The organism is Burkholderia sp. AU32262 (assembly GCF_020419985.1).
Classification (GTDB): Bacteria; Pseudomonadota; Gammaproteobacteria; order Burkholderiales; family Burkholderiaceae; genus Burkholderia; species Burkholderia semiarida.
Genome location: NZ_JAIZRS010000016.1, coordinates 129543 through 144887, shown reverse-complemented (window position 1 = coordinate 144887; position 15345 = coordinate 129543). Strand labels below are relative to the sequence as shown.

Sequence of the window (15345 nt, the reverse complement as noted above, 5' to 3'; positions counted from 1 at the left end):
GTACCCAGGAAACCGCGCACCGGCGGCTTGCGCGGGCCGTGGCGCGGTCGGCGCGCGGCAGGCTGCCGGTCCCTTGTCGAACCGGCCTGCAACCGCGTGCCAGCCGTGAAAAAGCCCCCGAGCGGCGGGAGGCCGCACGAGGGCTCCGGAGCCGGACGGGCCGGCCGCCCGGCGTCAGGCCGCCTGCTCGGGCGTCGACGCGACGACGCGGGCGGTGCGGGTCGGCTTGAAGCTGGCCGACCACATCATCGCCGGCCGTTCGAACATCCGGTAGAACAGGTACGCCACCGGAATCGCGACGGCCATGAACGCGAACGACGGCCAGATCGACAGTTGCAGCTCGGAGTGGAACAGCACCGAGCCGAGGAAGACGAACAGCGGCAGGTGGACGAGATACAGCGAGTAGCTGAAGTCGCCGAACCAGCTCAGCACGCGCAGCGGCGGCGTGGCGCGCGGCGGGCGGGCGAGGGCGCGGTACAGGAAGCACGCGAAGCCGGCCGACCACAGCTGGAACGCGCCGTACTGGCCGAAATGGAACGCGCCGCAGCCGGCGGCGAGCAGCACCGCGGCCGCGACGTACCATGCGCGCGACGGCACGACGGCCGTGCCGCGCGACTGCTGCGCGCGCACGTCGGCGATCCACGCGCCGATCGTCCAGGACAGCCAGTAGGACGTGAAGAACTGCAGGTCGTGCCGTTCGAGCAGCCACGCCGACGCGACGTTGACGAGCGCGACCGCGGCCACGACGGCCGGCATGCCGATGCGCCGGCGCAGCGCGAACAGCAGCGGGGAGATCGCGTAGAACTGCACTTCGAGCGACAGCGTCCACAGCGCGCCGTTCGACCCGTACGTATAGCCGGCGACGCCCTGCAGCGAGAACAGGTTCACGAGGAACGCGACGACGCCGACGTCGCGGATCTTGTGGCTGACGGGCTCGATCTGCAGGCTGACCGCGTCGAGCGCGAGCGTGAACAGCAGCGCGGCGAGCAGCACCGGGTAGATGCGCGCGAAGCGGCGCACCCAGAAGTTCGGCGCGTCGAGCCGGTACGCGGGGTTCGCCGCCAGCTTGAGCGCCGCGTTGCGGTGGATGCAGTAGCCGCTGATCACGAAGAAGATCGGTACGCCGGCGGAGCCCCACGCGAACGGAAAGGTCAGGTAGCCGGCGATCGCGCCCGGGGTCAGCGCGTGACCGTAAGCGTGATGGAAGCTTTGCATGCCGACCCAGACGACCTGGCGGCAGTGGAAATAGGCGACGAGCAGCGCCGCGAAGCCGCGCATCGCGTCGATCACGTGTTCCTTGTGGTCGGCGACGGGCGGCGCGGCCAGAGACGATCCGCTGAAAGCTTGCATGCGATTCGATTCCTTGCGACGGATGGACGGGAAGTTTCATCCAATCGTAATGCGCAAGAATTCCGTCAATGAATAAAAAAATCTCGTCCGGAAATATCGGTATTCCGCATCATGGGTTTATCGATACCTGAAAGCGGTTCCGAGAGCCGCCTGAATTATTTGCCGATTTTTTTCTGATAGTTTGAAGCTCCAGTTGATTGATGCAAGGAGCGGCAAGATGGACATGCATTGGATCGCGAGCGCTGCAGTACTACTGGTCATGGCCGTGCTGTCGGCGTACCGCGAGGCGCTGAAGAACGAACCGATCCGCCCGGGCCTCGAACGGGGAGGCGTGCCCTATATCGAGGAATTCGAATCGTAAGAATTTGTATCCGGGAAATCGGTAATTTGTTTCTGCTCCGGCAATCGGTTCGGCAATATCGACCGGCTTGAAACGATTATATTTTTTTCCGGAATAATTGGGCGATCAGTTCATATCGAAAATGAGCGGAGCGGAATTGGCAGTGCCGTCGATTCTCGATATGCCGTTCGGAACACAATCGCGCCGGGTCGCGGGTCGACGCGGCGCAGACAACGCTATCAGGATGCGAACATGTTGAAAGTCACCAAGGCCGTGTTCCCCGTTGCCGGTCTCGGCACGCGGTTCCTCCCGGCAACGAAGGCGAGCCCGAAGGAAATGTTGCCCGTCGTCGACAAGCCGCTGATCCAGTACGCGGTCGAGGAAGCGATCAACGCCGGTATCACCGAGATGATCTTCGTCACCGGGCGCAGCAAGCGCGCGATCGAGGATCATTTCGACAAGTCGTACGAGATCGAGGCCGAACTCGAGGCGCGCGGCAAGGAAAAGCTGCTCGAGCTCGTGCGCGGCATCAAGCCGAGCCACGTCAACTGCTTCTACGTGCGGCAGCCGGAAGCGCTCGGCCTCGGCCATGCGGTGCTGTGCGCGGAGAAGCTCGTGCACGGCGAGCCGTTCGCGGTGATCCTCGCCGACGACCTGCTGCACGGCGAACAGCCGGTGCTCAAGCAGCTCGTCGACGTGTTCGACCACTATCACAGCTCGGTGATCGGGGTCGAGACGATCCCGCGCGAGGACAGCCGCTCGTACGGCGTCGTCGAAGGCCGGGAATGGGAAGAGGACATCATCAAGCTGTCGGGCATCATCGAGAAGCCGGCGCCCGAGGATGCGCCGTCGAACCTCGGCGTGGTCGGCCGCTACGTGTTCATGCCGACGATCTTCGATCATCTGCGCAAGCTCAAGCCCGGCGCGGGCGGCGAACTGCAGCTCACCGACGCCGTCCAGTCGCTGCTCGCGAACGAACAGGTGCTCGCGTATCGCTACTACGGTACGCGTTTCGACTGCGGCAGCAAGCTGGGGTATCTGAAGGCAACCGTCGAGCTCGCCCTCCAGCATCCGGAAGTGAGCCGCGAATTCGAGGCGTACCTGCGTACCTGCCTCCCCGCGCTGGCTGCCGTCGCTTAAGCGGCCGCGCGCTCCGTCGTTTCAGGTGGTGGTTGTTCCGTTGGCCCCGGCCGCTCGCGCGCCGGGGCTTTTTTGTATTTGCGGCGCACGAGCATGGTGCGCGACGTTTGCGTGCGGCGCCGGGAATGGGTGCGGGGTGGTGGCGCGCGACGCGCGAAGTCTGCCGACGCGGCGGGACGTCGTGCGTGAAACCGGTGCCGCGGCATTCGCCGCGTGACCGGATCGGTGGATGGATTGCGCGGTATGCGCGACGCTCGCGCGTCGCGCGGATGTCGCGCGATGACGCATCGGCTGCCATGCCGCCGGACGTCGTCACCGGTATCGACGCGTTCCGATCCGGTTCCGGCCGCGCACCGCGTCGGCGCGCCGCTCAGCGCGGCGACGCGCTCGGCTGCGCGGCGAAGTGCCGGGCCAGCATCGCGGCGATCGGCTTTTTGAAGTCGAGCAGCCGCTTTTCGAGATAGCGCCACGACAGGTGCGCGAGCAGTACGGCGAGCGCGAATTGCAGCATTTCCGGCAGCGCGTCGCGGACGAGGTCCGGCATCGGCACGTGCGCGAAGGACGCGGGCAGCGCGCCGAAACGCGCCGGGATCAGGTTGTGGAACAGGTAGAAGCCGTAGCTGATCGTGCCGAGATAGGCGAGCGGCGCGCAGTCGAGCAGCGCGACGACGGGATGCTCGGGCTCGCTGACGATCCACAGCATCAGCGCGCCGAGCGACGCGGACAGGCCGAGATCGGCGAGCCCTGCAGCCGCATCGGGCAACGCCGTGCAGGCGGGCAGCGCGAGGAAGAAGGCGACGCCTGCCGCGCCGAGCCAGCCCGGCGGTACGCGGCGCGCGGCGGCCGCGCCGCGATCGGCGAGCGCCATCGCGCCGACGCCGCCGAGCGCGATCAACGCGAAATTCCACGGGGAAAACGCATAGATCAGCACCGGCGATGCGTCCGCCAGGTAGAGCGCGAGATGCGCGACCGCGCACAGCGCGACGGCCGCCACACTGAGCGCGACGTGGCGCGCGGCGGGCACCGCGAGCAGCGCGAGCGGCGCGATCAGATAGAACTGCTGTTCAACGGCGAGGCTCCAGAAGTGCGACGTGGAGCCCGGCCAGCCATCCTTGACGACGCCGATCCAGTAATTCGACAGGAACGCCGCGTGCCATGCGAGCCCGAGATTGACGCCGCGCTGGTAGAACAGCGCGTGCGCGATCGCGAGCGCCGCGAGCAGCAGGTAGTACACGGGAAAGATCCGCAGCGCGCGTTTCGCGAGGAACAGCGCGAGCGCGTGGCGGCGCGTCATGGCGCCGCGCTCGACCGCCTGGCGGTTGCGATGCAGTTCGCCGACGATCAGGAATCCGCTGATGAGGAAAAACGTCCACACGCCAAGCTTGCCGACGTCGATGGCAAGGACGTGGCCCTTGTGGGACAGGAAAACGAGGATGACGGCGAGGGCTCGCAGGCCGTCGAGTCCTTTGACGTATCTGACTTCGCGCATGGAGGCATCCGGGCATTGAGCGGGCCCAGTATAGGTGCGCAAATATCGAACGTAATTCGCGTTCGCCCCATTTGAGCGCCTACGTGAAGGCGTTTTTTCACGCTCGAGCGTCGATGAAGTCGGTCGCGCGCAACAAAACGTGCGGGAAACCCCGCGAAAACGCATAAAAGTACTGCACGAAGCGTCAAGGCGCTTGTAGAATCCGGCGTTGAAGCGCGCGCGTTGCACGCTTCGTGTATCCAACGACCACACCTGGTAGGAGAAACATGGCGACTTCCGCAAAAAAGGTGGCCAAGAAGGCTGCCGCACCGGCGACCAAGAAAGTGGCTGCCAAAAAGGCTGCGCCCGCGAAGAAAGTAGTGGCCAAGAAGGCTGTCGCAAAGGCAGCACCGGCTGCTCCGACGCCGCTGAAGGACAAGTTCACGAAGGCATCGCTCGCAACGCACATCGCTGAGCGCGCAGCTGTCGAAGTGAAGGCGGTCAAGGCAGTGCTCGCCGCACTCGAGAACGTCGTGCTGGGCTCGGTTCACAAGAAGGGCGCAGGCGAGTTCACGCTGCCGGGTCTGCTGAAGATCACGGCGCAAGTCGTGCCGGCGAAGAAGAAGCGCTTCGGCAAGGATCCGTTCACGGGTCAAGAGCGCTGGTTCCCGGCGAAGCCGGCCAGCGTGCGCGTGAAGGCACGTGCGCTGAAGAAGCTGAAGGACGCGGCAGCGTAATGCCGCAGCAACGCTGCCGCACGCATGTCGGCAGCCGTTGCGATGTCCCGCGGTCCCCGTACGCGAAAGCGTGCGGGGATTTTTATTGGTGCGCCCGGCAGGCGCACTCACTTGGGGGTGAAAGTCCCTACCGCCTGTTGCGTGCGCATCGTGAGGCCCGCGCATCGTGACTGAATTCGTTCCGTCTGAAATCGCCGGGCAGGTCGCTGTCGCGCGCGCCGCGCTCGAGCGGCATCTCGGTGCGACGATGGAAGCGATCCACCTGTTCGGCTCGGCGCTCGACGGCGGCTTGAAACCGCGCAGTGACATCGACCTGCTGGTGACGGTGGCCGTGCGGCCCGACGCAACGGTGCGGCGTGCGCTGATGTTCGACCTGCTCGATGCGTCGGCGCCTCCCGGTCACGCAGGCGGCATGCGTCCGCTCGAGGTCACCGTCGTCGCGCACGGCGACGTGGTGCCGTGGCGTCATCCGGCGCGGCGCGAACTGCAGTTCGGCGAATGGCTGCGTCGCGACCTGGAAGCCGGCATCGTCGAAGCGCCGCTCGTCGATCACGATCTGGCGATCCTGCTGACGAAGGTGCGGCAGCACGGTGTCGCGCTGGTCGGGCCGCCCGCAGCCGTGCTGTTCGAGCCGGTGCCCCCGCGCGATTTCGGCGCCGCGCTGCTCGCCACCGTTGCGCAGTGGAATGCCGAGCCGGACTGGCGCGGCGACGAGTGCAACGTGGTGCTCGCGCTCGCACGCATCTGGTACAGCGCCGCGACCGGCAGGATCGCGCCGAAGGACGTCGCCGCGGCGTGGGTGCTGGCGCGCTTGCCGGACGCGCACCGGCCGGTCGTGGCGGCCGCGCGTGCCGCCTATCTCGATGGCGAAGCGGGCGCGGCGATCCTGTCCGGCGAACCGCTGGCCGAATTCATTGGCTACGCGCGGCGGACGGTCGAGTCGATGCTGTCTGCGTCGCAGTCGGCGCCAACGATGCACGCTACCGGCTGGCCGGCCAGCGACGGATAGCGAACGCGTGCGAGCCGGCTGCATGCGCAAACGGTCGAGCCGGGTGCGTGCAGGCCAGCCGGCGCGGCGTCACGCCAGCGCGGCCCGACGCGTTTCGTCAGCCCGCGGTGCCCGCAAAGGCGGCCTTCAGCGCGGCGTCGTCGAACTTGGTCATCTGCATCATCGCGGCGGCCACGCGTCCCGCCTTGACCGCGTCGCGATCGGCCATCATCGGGATGAGCGCCTCCGGAACGATCTGCCACGACACCCCATAACGATCCCTCAGCCAGCCGCAGCCGTCGGCCGTGCCGCCGTTGTCGAGCAGGGCGCTCCAGTAGCGGTCGAGTTCCGCCTGGTCCGCGCAACTGACGAGCAGCGAGATCGCGTGGTTGAACGTCTCCGTGCGCGGGTGGCTCATCGCGAAGAACGGTTGCCCGAACAGCTCGAATTCGACCATTCGCGTGCCGTCGGTGCCGGGCACGGCCGTGACGCGCACGACGCGCGAATCCGGAAAGATGCCGGCATAGAAGGCCGCTGCTTCTTCGGCTTGCGTCGAATACCAGAGGAATGGCGTGATCTTCTGAATCGTCATGACGAGTCTCCTGTCTGTATGGGGCCGCGGCAAACCGGATGCCGCCATCGATACGACGGACGACGCCTGCCGAAATCGACACGTGCGGCCAACAAGTCGCGCATCGGATGAAGCGGGCGGTGCCGGCTGTGCGGATGGTAGCCGTCGTACGGAGAAATGGCGACCTGCCCGACCATTCGGAAACGGTGTTCCGGGCCGCTGACAGCCGCAAGGTGCCGTTGCCGGCAAGCAAGCATGCATCGGGGCGCGGTTTGCCCGGCAGCCCGTGCAGCGAATGCCGGCTCGCTCGCCGGAGGCGGACGAAAAAAAGCCAGCCGCGGCCGAAACCGGGGCTGGCTTTCCAGGTCGGCGACAGGGCGTCGGAGACGCCATGCACACCGGATACTTCGTTTTTAGAACTTGTGACGCAGGCCGAGTGCGACGATTTCCTGCGAGCTCTTGCCGGCGATGCCGTACGAGCCGATCGACGCTTGCGCTTCGCTGCCGTCGGCGTTGTGGCCGCTTGCGTGCTGATATGCGCCAACCAGGTAGATGTCCGTACGCTTCGACAGCGAGTAGTCCGCGCCGAGCGAAACCTGATGGTACTTGGCGTCGGTCTGGCCGCTACCCTTCGTGTAGATGTAGCCGAGGCCGAGCAGCAGCGGTGCCGATGCCTGGTACGTGACGAATGCGCGACCCGTGTTGTACTTCTGGTTCGTGCCGAAGCCGGAGTTCGCGTCAGCCTTGTACTGTGCGTTGCTGTAGCCGAGGCCGAACGTTACCGGGCCGAATGCATACTGGCCGGCGGCTTGCGCGATGCCGATCGACGATGCCGACGTGTATGCGTTGTTGATGAAGCTGCCCGAACCGTCGAAGATCGCGTCCGACGTGCCGGCCCAGCCGGTGCGCACGCCAGCGGGGCTCAGCGGAGCCGAGTTGTTCGCGTGGAAGTAACCTGCAGCCAGGCCGAGCGGGCCGTTGTTGTAGGCTGCAGCCGCCGCCCACGTCTGACCCTTGCCGGTTGCGCCGGCGACACCGCCGAGTGCGTACATCGCCTCGACCTGGAGGCCTGCCCAGACCGGCGACGTGTACTTGATCGCGTTGCTGACGCGCAGGCTGTTGTCGTTGTTGTCGACGTCGCCCGGCGTGGCGAACACGCTGCCGAAGTAGTTGTCAGCCGTGACTGCCTGGACCAGGTCGACGAGCGGGTCGTACTGGCGACCCAGCGTCAGCGTACCGTATTGGTCGCTTTGCAGGCCGACGAAAGCCTGGCGGCCGAACATGCGCTGGCCTTGGCCCAATGCACCCGTTGCCGAGTTGAAGCCGTTTTCCAACTGGAAGATCGCCTTCAGGCCGCCACCGAGGTCTTCCGAACCCTTCAGGCCGAAGCGGGCGCCTTGCAGGTTGCCGCTACCCATCGACCACGAATTGTTACCTTGACCATCGTTACCGTGAACATAGGTGATCGACGTGTCGATCACGCCATACAGCGTCACGCTCGATTGCGCCTGAGCAGCACCGGCAGCGCCCAGCAGCGCGAGCGAGAGGGTCGAGAGAGCAAGTTTCTTCATCGTTGAGTTTCTCCACGCAAGTGATTCATCGTTATTTGTTGCGGATTGGAGAATAGCTCAGTGCCATACACGCAAGAAAGCTCAAAAATAAAGTGTCTCGAAAAGGTAACAGCGCGGAAAAGTCCATATATATCAAGCACATCAGCAACTGTTCCTGTTTATGAAACAGTTGACAATTGCTGCGCCGCGATTGTTTCAATCGCTGACGCGCACACCCGTGAACCGCCTGTTTTGGCCCGTTGCAGCAACAAAACGAGGGCATGCAAACGTTTGCCGTTGCAGGTGCATGCAGGTCGGCGAGCAACGCATGCGCCGACGCCGCACGAATGCGCGGCGGACACGGGGTTGCAAAGGGGCGAGGCGTGTGCCGGGCGCGCGCGACATCGATGCGCGGCCGTTTGCAGGCGGTGGGTAAATCAGTCGTCGCGCGGGCGATGATCGGCGTGGCCAGGTTGAGCAACTTGAGCCGACCCGGCCGGCGCCGAATCCTCGGTCGGCCGATGCGCATCGCCGCGTGCCGCCGCGAACTCCGCGCCGAGCAGCAGCACGATCGCGGAGAAGTACAGCCACATCAGCAGGACCGCGAACGATCCGGCCGCGCCGAACGCACTGGCGGTGCCCGCATGCGCGAGATACAGCGCGAACAGCTTCTTGCCGCCGGAGAACAGGATCGCGGACACGATGCCGCCGATCGCGGCGTCGCGCCACGCGACGCGCGCGTCGGGCAGGAACTTCATCAGCGACGCGAACGCGGCCGCGAGCACCGCGATGCCGACGAAGAACTGGATGAAGTTCGTGACGACCACGTACGGCGAATCGCCGAGCAGCCAGGTGCCGATGAAGGTGATCGCCGTGTCGAGCACGAGCGACACGATCAGCAGGAACGCGACGCCGAGCACCAGCCCGAACGAGATCAGCCGCACGCGCACGAGGCCGAGCATGCTCGACCAGCGGCTTTCGGTGGCCGGCCAGATCACGCTGAGCGCCGCGCTGAGCGACGCGAACGTGGCCGACGCGCCGATCGCGAGCGCGGCGAACGAGATCAGCGTGGCGAGGCCGCCGCGCTCGCCCGCGCGGTGCGCGTTCTGCACGATCGTCTGGATGGAGGCCGCCGCGTCGTCGCCGATCAGCTGGTGCGCCTGTTCGAACACCTGGCCGCGCGCGGCGTCGTCGCCGTAGAACCAGCCGGCCACGGCGATCACCATCACGAGGGTCGGCGCGAGCGAGAACGCGGAGAAAAACGCGATGCCCGCGGCCATCGCGGAGCAGCGGTCGGACGAGAAGCGCTTGAACGCGGTGAGGGCCCAGTTGGCCTGCTGCTGGGCGAGACGGGTGGCTTCGGAAGTGATCTGTCGTTTCATGACGGTTCGGTTGCGCGCGGAACGCGGATCATCTCAGATAAATCGGACCAATCGGTATTGATCCGAGGATTCGATCATAGTTGCCTGAACTGTCTATAATCCCTTTCAGTTGCACCCCACCCCACAATAACGCCGAGACCATCATGCTACAAATGTCCCGGCGCCAGTTCCTGAAGGTGACGGCCACGTCGCTCGCCGGATCGAGTCTTGCCCTGATGGGCTTTTCTCCGTCCGAAGCGCTGGCCGAAGTCCGGCAGTACAAACTGGCGCGCACCGTCGAAACGCGCAACACCTGTCCTTACTGTTCAGTAGGTTGCGGCATCCTGATGTACAGCCTCGGCGACGGCGCGAAGAACGCGCAGCCGAGCATCATCCATATCGAAGGCGATCCCGACCACCCCGTCAATCGCGGCACGCTGTGCCCGAAGGGCGCGAGCCTGATCGACTTCATCCACAGCCCGAACCGCCTGACGCACCCCGAGTATCGCGCGCCCGGCTCGGACAAGTGGGAACCCATCTCGTGGAACGACGCGCTCGACCGCATCGCGAAGCTGATGAAGGCCGACCGCGACGCGAACTTCGTCGAGACGGCCGAAGACGGCGCGAAGGTCAACCGCTGGCTCACGACGGGCATGCTGGCCGCGTCGGCGGGCAGCAACGAGGTCGGCTACCTGACGCACAAGACCATCCGCAGTCTCGGGATGCTCGCATTCGACAATCAGGCGCGTGTCTGACATGGCCCGACGGTGGCAGGTCTTGCCCCGACGTTTGGCCGTGGAGCGATGACGAACCATTGGGTCGACATCAAGAACGCGGACGTGATTCTCGTGATGGGCGGCAATGCAGCCGAGGCCCATCCGTGCGGTTTCAAGTGGGTAACGGAGGCGAAGGCGCACCGCAAGGCGCGGCTGATCGTCGTCGACCCGCGCTTCACGCGTACGGCCTCGGTGGCCGATTACTACGCGCCGATCCGCACCGGCACCGACATCGTCTTCCTGGGCGGCGTCATCAACTATCTGCTGACGAACGACAAGATCCAGCATGAGTACGTGAAGAACTACACGGACTTCTCGTTCATCGTGCGCGAGGATTTCGCGTTCAACGACGGCATCTATTCCGGCTACGACGCGGAGAAACACGCGTACCCGGACAAATCGAGCTGGGACTACGAGCGCGGCGACGACGGCTTCGCGAAGGTCGATCCGACGCTGCAGCATCCGCGCTGTGTATACAACTTGCTGAAGCAGCACTACGCGCGCTATACGGCGGACATGGTCCAGCAGGTCTGCGGCACGCCCAAGGACAAGTTCCTGAAGGTGTGCGAGATGCTCGCGACCACGGCCGTGCCCGGCCGCGCCGGCACGGTGCTGTACGCGCTCGGCTGGACCCACCACTCGATCGGCGCGCAGATCATCCGCACCGGCGCGATGGTGCAGCTGCTGCTCGGCAACATCGGCATCGCCGGCGGCGGGATGAACGCGCTGCGCGGCCACTCGAACATCCAGGGGCTGACCGACCTCGGGCTGATGTCGAACCTGCTGCCCGGCTACATGACGCTGCCGATGCAGGCCGAGCAGGATTTCGACGCGTACATCAAGAAGCGCGTGCAGCAGCCGCTGCGGCCCAACCAGTTGAGCTACTGGAAGAACTACAAGGCGTTCCACGTCAGCTTCATGAAGTCGTGGTGGGGCGACGCGGCCACCGCCGAAAACAACTGGGCGTACGACTACCTGCCGAAGCTGGACAAGCAGTACGACCTGCTGCAGGCGATCGAGCTGATGAATGCCGGCAAGATGAACGGCTACATCTGCCAGGGCTTCAACCCGCTCGCGGCGGCGCCGTCGAAGGTGAAGACGGCGGCCGGCCTCGCGAAGCTGAAGTGGCTCGTGATCATGGATCCGCTCGCGACCGAGACGTCCGAGTTCTGGAAGCATCACGGCGATTACAACGACGTCGATGCGTCGAAGATCCAGACCGAGGTGTTCCGCCTGCCGACCACCTGCTTCGCGGAGGAAAACGGCTCGCTCGTCAGTTCGAGCCGCGTGCTGCAGTGGCACTGGAAGGGCGCGGAGCCGCCCGGCGAGGCAAGGAGCGACCTCGAGATCATGTCGGGGCTGTTCCTGCGCTTGCGCAAGATGTACCAGAAGGACGGCGGCAAGTACCCGGACCCGATCGTGAACCTGACCTGGCCGTACGCGAACCCGGAAAGCCCGACGCCCGAAGAGCTGGCGATGGAGTTCAACGGGAAAGCGCTCGCCGATCTGCCCGATCCGAAGGATCCGGCGAAGACGCTCGTGAAGAAGGGCGAGCAGCTCGCCGCGTTCGCGCAACTCAAGGACGACGGCACGACCGCGAGCGGCTGCTGGATCTTCTGCGGTGCGTGGACGCAGGCCGGCAACCAGATGGCGCGGCGCGACAACGCCGACCCGACCGGCATCGGCCAGACGCTGAACTGGGCGTGGGCGTGGCCGGCGAACCGGCGGATCCTGTACAACCGCGCATCGTGCGACGTCGCCGGCAAGCCGTTCGACCCGACCCGCAAGCTGATCGGCTGGAACGGCAGCGCGTGGAAGGGCGCCGACGTTCCGGACTTCAAGGCGGACGAACCGCCCGAGAACGGGATGGGGCCGTTCATCATGAACCCGGAGGGCGTCGCGCGCTTCTTCGCCCGCGCGGGGATGAACGAAGGTCCGTTCCCCGAGCACTACGAGCCGTTCGAGACGCCGCTCGGCGCGAACCCGCTGCACCCGAACAACCCGCTGGCGCTGAACAACCCGGCCGCCCGCGTGTTCCCGGACGACCGTGCGTCGTTCGGCAAGGTGGCGGACTTCCCGCACGTGGCGACGACCTACCGGCTGACCGAGCATTTCCACTACTGGACCAAGCATGCGCGGCTGAATTCGATCATCCAGCCCGAGCAATTCGTCGAGATCGGCGAAGACCTCGCGAAGGAGGTCGGCGTCGCGCATGGCGAGCGCGTGAAGGTGTCGTCCAAGCGCGGCTACATCGTCGCGGTCGCCCTCGTCACGAAGCGGATCAAGCCGCTGACGGTCGACGGCAAGAAGGTCCAGACGGTCGGCGTCCCGTTGCACTGGGGCTTCAAGGGTCTGACGAAGCCCGGCTATCTCGCCAATACCCTGACTCCGTCCGTGGGCGACGGCAACTCCTATACACCGGAATTCAAGTCGTTCCTGGTGAAGGTCGAAAAGGCGTAAGGGGAAAGAGATGGCATTGCAATCGCTGGATATCAAGCGCGTCTCGGCCACCACGACGCCGCCGCCCACGGTGCGCGAACCGGTGACCGGCAGCGTCGCGAAGCTGATCGACGTATCGAAGTGCATCGGCTGCAAGGCATGTCAGACGGCATGCATGGAGTGGAACGACCTGCGCGACGAAGTCGGCACCAACGTCGGCGTGTACGACAACCCGGCCGACCTGAGCGAGCATTCGTGGACGGTCATGCGGTTCTCCGAATACGAGAACCCGGCGGGCGACCTCGAGTGGCTGATCCGCAAGGACGGCTGCATGCACTGCGAGGATCCGGGCTGCCTGAAGGCGTGTCCGTCGCCGGGTGCGATCGTGCAGTACAACAACGGGATCGTCGATTTCCACGAGGAGAACTGCATCGGTTGCGGCTACTGCGTGACCGGCTGCCCGTTCAACGTGCCGCGGATCTCGAAGAAGGATCATCGCGCATACAAGTGCACGCTCTGTTCCGACCGCGTCGCGGTCGGCCAGGAACCGGCCTGCGTGAAGACCTGCCCGACGGGCGCGATCGTGTTCGGCACCAAGGAGGACATGAAGCAGCACGCGGCCGAGCGGATCGAGGACCTGAAGGAGCGCGGCTTCGAGCATGCGGGGCTGTACGACCCGCAGGGCGTCGGCGGCACGCACGTGATGTACGTGCTGCATCACGCCGATAAACCGTCGCTGTACCACGGGCTGCCCGACAATCCGTCGATCAGCCCGATGGTGAAGCTGTGGAAGGGGATCGCGAAACCGCTCGCGGTCGCGGGCCTCGCGCTGACCGCGCTGGCCGGGTTCTTCCACTACACGCGGGTCGGTCCGAACGAGGTCACCGACGACGAAGAAGCCGCCGCCCGGGACGAGGCGCGACGCATCAAGGAGGACGCGAAATGAGCCACGACGACCCCAACCTGATCGTCCGCTACACGCCGAACGAGCGCACGAACCACTGGATCACCGCGATCACGTTCGTGCTGCTCGCGCTGTCCGGGCTCGCGCTGTTCCATCCGTCGATGTTCTGGCTGACCGCGCTGTTCGGCGGCGGCCAGTGGACGCGGATCCTGCATCCGTTCGTCGGCCTTGTGATGTTCGTGTCGTTCGCGATTCTCGTGGTGCGCTTCTGGCACCACAATGCGCTCGACGCGGACGACCGGCAGTGGCTGAAGCAGATCGGCGACGTGCTGACCAACCAGGAAGACAAGCTGCCGCCGGTCGGGCGCTATAACGCCGGGCAGAAGCTGCTATTCTTCACGCTGGTGGCGTGCCTGCTGCTGCTCCTGCTGTCGGGAATCGTGATCTGGCGGCGCTATTTCTCGTTCTACTTCCCGATCGGGGTGATCCGCGCGGCCGCTGTCGTGCATGCCGTGGCGGCCTTCGTGCTGATCGCGAGCATCATCGTGCACATTTACGCGGCGTTGTGGGTGAAGGGTTCGATCGGCGCGATGGTGCGCGGCACCGTCACGCTGGGCTGGGCCCGCAAGCATCACCCGAAGTGGTTCCGTGAAAGCGTGAAGTAGCGCAGCGGAGCGGGGCGGCACGCCGATTGCGGCGGGCCGCCCCGTCAGCCGTCGGAACCGCCCGAAGCGCCGACCTGTCGGCGCTTGTTTTTTTGGAAGATATTGTCGTGACACAACGCATTCTCGAACCGACCGAGATCTCGGCGCTCGATCATTCGGCCATTCCGCGCTTTCGCCTGCCGGAGCGCGCGACCGCATTCGCGGCGCGCGCCGCGCGGCTGCGCAAGCTTGCCGACCTGAACCCGATCAGCGGCTACCTGCGGCTGATGGCCACCGTCGCCGACGCGCAGCACGCGACGCTGCAGACGCTGGCGCTGCCGCTGCCGTCGAAGGAAGCGATCGCGCGCGCGCAGGAACATTCGATGCCGCTCGTGCCGGCGCTCGACGGCGAGCGCGATGCGCGCTGGCGCGCCGTGCTGTATGAACTGCTCGATCGCGTCGAAGGCGCCGGGCTCGTCAATCCGCCGCTCGCGAAGCTGCTCGACCGGCTGCGCCTGATGGCGCCTGCCGAGCTCGACGCGCAGGCCGATGCGATCCTCGCGCTGCGCTTCGCCGAGGTCGACCCGGCCACCGCGCCGTTCCTGATGGCCGCGCTGCAGGTCGCGTGGACGGACCTCGCGAGCCGCGTGACGCCGGCCGACGTGCCGTATCTCGACCAGCCGGGGCTGTGCCCGGTGTGCGGCACCCATCCGGTCGCGAGCGTCGTGCGGGTGGGCGGCCAGTATCAGGGCTACCGCTTCCTGCAGTGCGGGCTGTGCACGACCGAGTGGCACATGGTGCGCACCAAATGCTCGCACTGCGATTCGACGAAGGGCATCGCGTATCACGGGATCGAAGGCGGCAGCGAAGCCATCAAGGCCGAATCGTGCGACGAATGCAAGACCTATCGCAAGATCGGCTATCAGGAGAAGGACTACGAGTTCGAGCCGCTGGCGGACGATCTCGCGAGTCTCACGCTCGACCTGCTGATGAACGAAGCCGGCTACCAGCGCAGTTCGCCGAACCCGCTGCTGTGGCCCGACGTGTCGCGGGAAGCGGATTGACGGCACGGGGCCG

General features: G+C 65.7%; 13 protein-coding genes. 8 read left to right on the top strand and 5 right to left on the bottom strand.

The features are described 5' to 3' along the window. Positions 1-174: 174 nt before the first annotated feature. The gene (locus LGN10_RS20500; RefSeq protein WP_226224854.1) at positions 175-1350 is read right to left on the bottom strand and encodes an acyltransferase family protein; all 1176 of its coding nucleotides are present in this window, start codon (positions 1348-1350) and stop codon (positions 175-177) included. A 217-nt stretch (positions 1351-1567) separates the two neighbouring features. On the opposite strand from LGN10_RS20500, the gene LGN10_RS20495 reads away from it, so the two are divergent. Both LGN10_RS20495 and galU read left to right on the top strand, forming a co-directional pair. Continuing rightward, positions 1568-1711, top strand: coding sequence for a hypothetical protein (locus LGN10_RS20495; RefSeq protein WP_006479318.1), 144 nt, complete (start codon positions 1568-1570; stop codon positions 1709-1711). 231 nt (positions 1712-1942) lie between these two features. After that, positions 1943-2830 carry a UTP--glucose-1-phosphate uridylyltransferase GalU gene (galU, locus tag LGN10_RS20490; protein ID WP_006482949.1) on the top strand — a complete coding sequence of 296 codons (888 nt, stop codon included), beginning with the start codon at positions 1943-1945 and terminating at the stop codon, positions 2828-2830. A 370-nt stretch (positions 2831-3200) separates the two neighbouring features. Here the strand turns inward: galU and LGN10_RS20485 are convergent, their stop codons facing one another. Further along, the gene (locus tag LGN10_RS20485) at positions 3201-4319 is read right to left on the bottom strand and encodes an acyltransferase family protein (protein WP_089465490.1); all 1119 of its coding nucleotides are present in this window, start codon (positions 4317-4319) and stop codon (positions 3201-3203) included. 266 nt (positions 4320-4585) lie between these two features. On the opposite strand from LGN10_RS20485, the gene LGN10_RS20480 reads away from it, so the two are divergent. Together LGN10_RS20480 and LGN10_RS20475 are read left to right on the top strand one after the other, a co-directional pair. Next, positions 4586-5035, top strand: a complete 450-nt coding sequence (locus tag LGN10_RS20480; protein ID WP_059582715.1) for an HU family DNA-binding protein — start codon at positions 4586-4588, stop codon at positions 5033-5035. Between the two features lie 166 nt (positions 5036-5201). After that, positions 5202-6044 (top strand): AadA family aminoglycoside 3''-O-nucleotidyltransferase, encoded by an 843-nt coding sequence (locus LGN10_RS20475; protein WP_226224852.1) that lies wholly within the window; start codon positions 5202-5204, stop codon positions 6042-6044. Positions 6045-6141: 97 nt separating this feature from the next. On the opposite strand, the gene LGN10_RS20470 is transcribed toward LGN10_RS20475, so the two are convergent. The 3 genes from LGN10_RS20470 to LGN10_RS20460 form a co-directional block, all read right to left on the bottom strand. Beyond that, the gene (locus tag LGN10_RS20470) at positions 6142-6615 is read right to left on the bottom strand and encodes a VOC family protein (protein WP_059582714.1); all 474 of its coding nucleotides are present in this window, start codon (positions 6613-6615) and stop codon (positions 6142-6144) included. 392 nt (positions 6616-7007) lie between these two features. Further along, positions 7008-8165: a porin gene (locus tag LGN10_RS20465; protein ID WP_059582711.1), complete on the bottom strand. Its 1158-nt coding sequence runs from the start codon at positions 8163-8165 to the stop codon at positions 7008-7010. 416 nt (positions 8166-8581) lie between these two features. Next, positions 8582-9526, bottom strand: a complete 945-nt coding sequence (locus tag LGN10_RS20460; protein ID WP_124859375.1) for a YihY/virulence factor BrkB family protein — start codon at positions 9524-9526, stop codon at positions 8582-8584. A gap of 143 nt (positions 9527-9669) precedes the next feature. On the opposite strand from LGN10_RS20460, the gene fdnG reads away from it, so the two are divergent. From fdnG to fdhE, 4 genes are all read left to right on the top strand, one after another. Next, positions 9670-12741: a formate dehydrogenase-N subunit alpha gene (fdnG, locus tag LGN10_RS20455; protein ID WP_148093013.1), complete on the top strand. Its 3072-nt coding sequence runs from the start codon at positions 9670-9672 to the stop codon at positions 12739-12741. Between the two features lie 10 nt (positions 12742-12751). Then, complete coding sequence (gene fdxH, locus LGN10_RS20450) at positions 12752-13666, top strand: formate dehydrogenase subunit beta (RefSeq protein ID WP_059639188.1); 915 nt, start codon at positions 12752-12754, stop codon at positions 13664-13666. Continuing rightward, positions 13663-14289 carry a formate dehydrogenase subunit gamma gene (locus LGN10_RS20445; RefSeq protein WP_006488816.1) on the top strand — a complete coding sequence of 209 codons (627 nt, stop codon included), beginning with the start codon at positions 13663-13665 and terminating at the stop codon, positions 14287-14289. Before fdxH ends, LGN10_RS20445 begins: the two co-directional genes overlap by 4 nt. Before the next feature lie 107 nt (positions 14290-14396). Next, positions 14397-15332 (top strand): formate dehydrogenase accessory protein FdhE, encoded by a 936-nt coding sequence (fdhE, locus tag LGN10_RS20440; RefSeq protein WP_179231769.1) that lies wholly within the window; start codon positions 14397-14399, stop codon positions 15330-15332. Positions 15333-15345 lie beyond the last annotated feature (13 nt).

Bases quoted from the DNA above. Each gene is read 5' to 3' on its own strand.
- LGN10_RS20500 (WP_226224854.1), bottom strand. From the start codon at position 1,350: ATGCAAGCTTTCAGCGGATCGTCTCTGGCCGCGCCGCCCGTCGCCGAC.
- LGN10_RS20495 (WP_006479318.1), top strand. From the start codon at position 1,568: ATGGACATGCATTGGATCGCGAGCGCTGCAGTACTACTGGTCATGGCC.
- galU (WP_006482949.1), top strand. From the start codon at position 1,943: ATGTTGAAAGTCACCAAGGCCGTGTTCCCCGTTGCCGGTCTCGGCACG.
- LGN10_RS20485 (WP_089465490.1), bottom strand. From the start codon at position 4,319: ATGCGCGAAGTCAGATACGTCAAAGGACTCGACGGCCTGCGAGCCCTC.
- LGN10_RS20480 (WP_059582715.1), top strand. From the start codon at position 4,586: ATGGCGACTTCCGCAAAAAAGGTGGCCAAGAAGGCTGCCGCACCGGCG.
- LGN10_RS20470 (WP_059582714.1), bottom strand. From the start codon at position 6,615: ATGACGATTCAGAAGATCACGCCATTCCTCTGGTATTCGACGCAAGCC.
- LGN10_RS20465 (WP_059582711.1), bottom strand. From the start codon at position 8,165: ATGAAGAAACTTGCTCTCTCGACCCTCTCGCTCGCGCTGCTGGGCGCT.
- LGN10_RS20460 (WP_124859375.1), bottom strand. From the start codon at position 9,526: ATGAAACGACAGATCACTTCCGAAGCCACCCGTCTCGCCCAGCAGCAG.
- fdxH (WP_059639188.1), top strand. From the start codon at position 12,752: ATGGCATTGCAATCGCTGGATATCAAGCGCGTCTCGGCCACCACGACG.
- LGN10_RS20445 (WP_006488816.1), top strand. From the start codon at position 13,663: ATGAGCCACGACGACCCCAACCTGATCGTCCGCTACACGCCGAACGAG.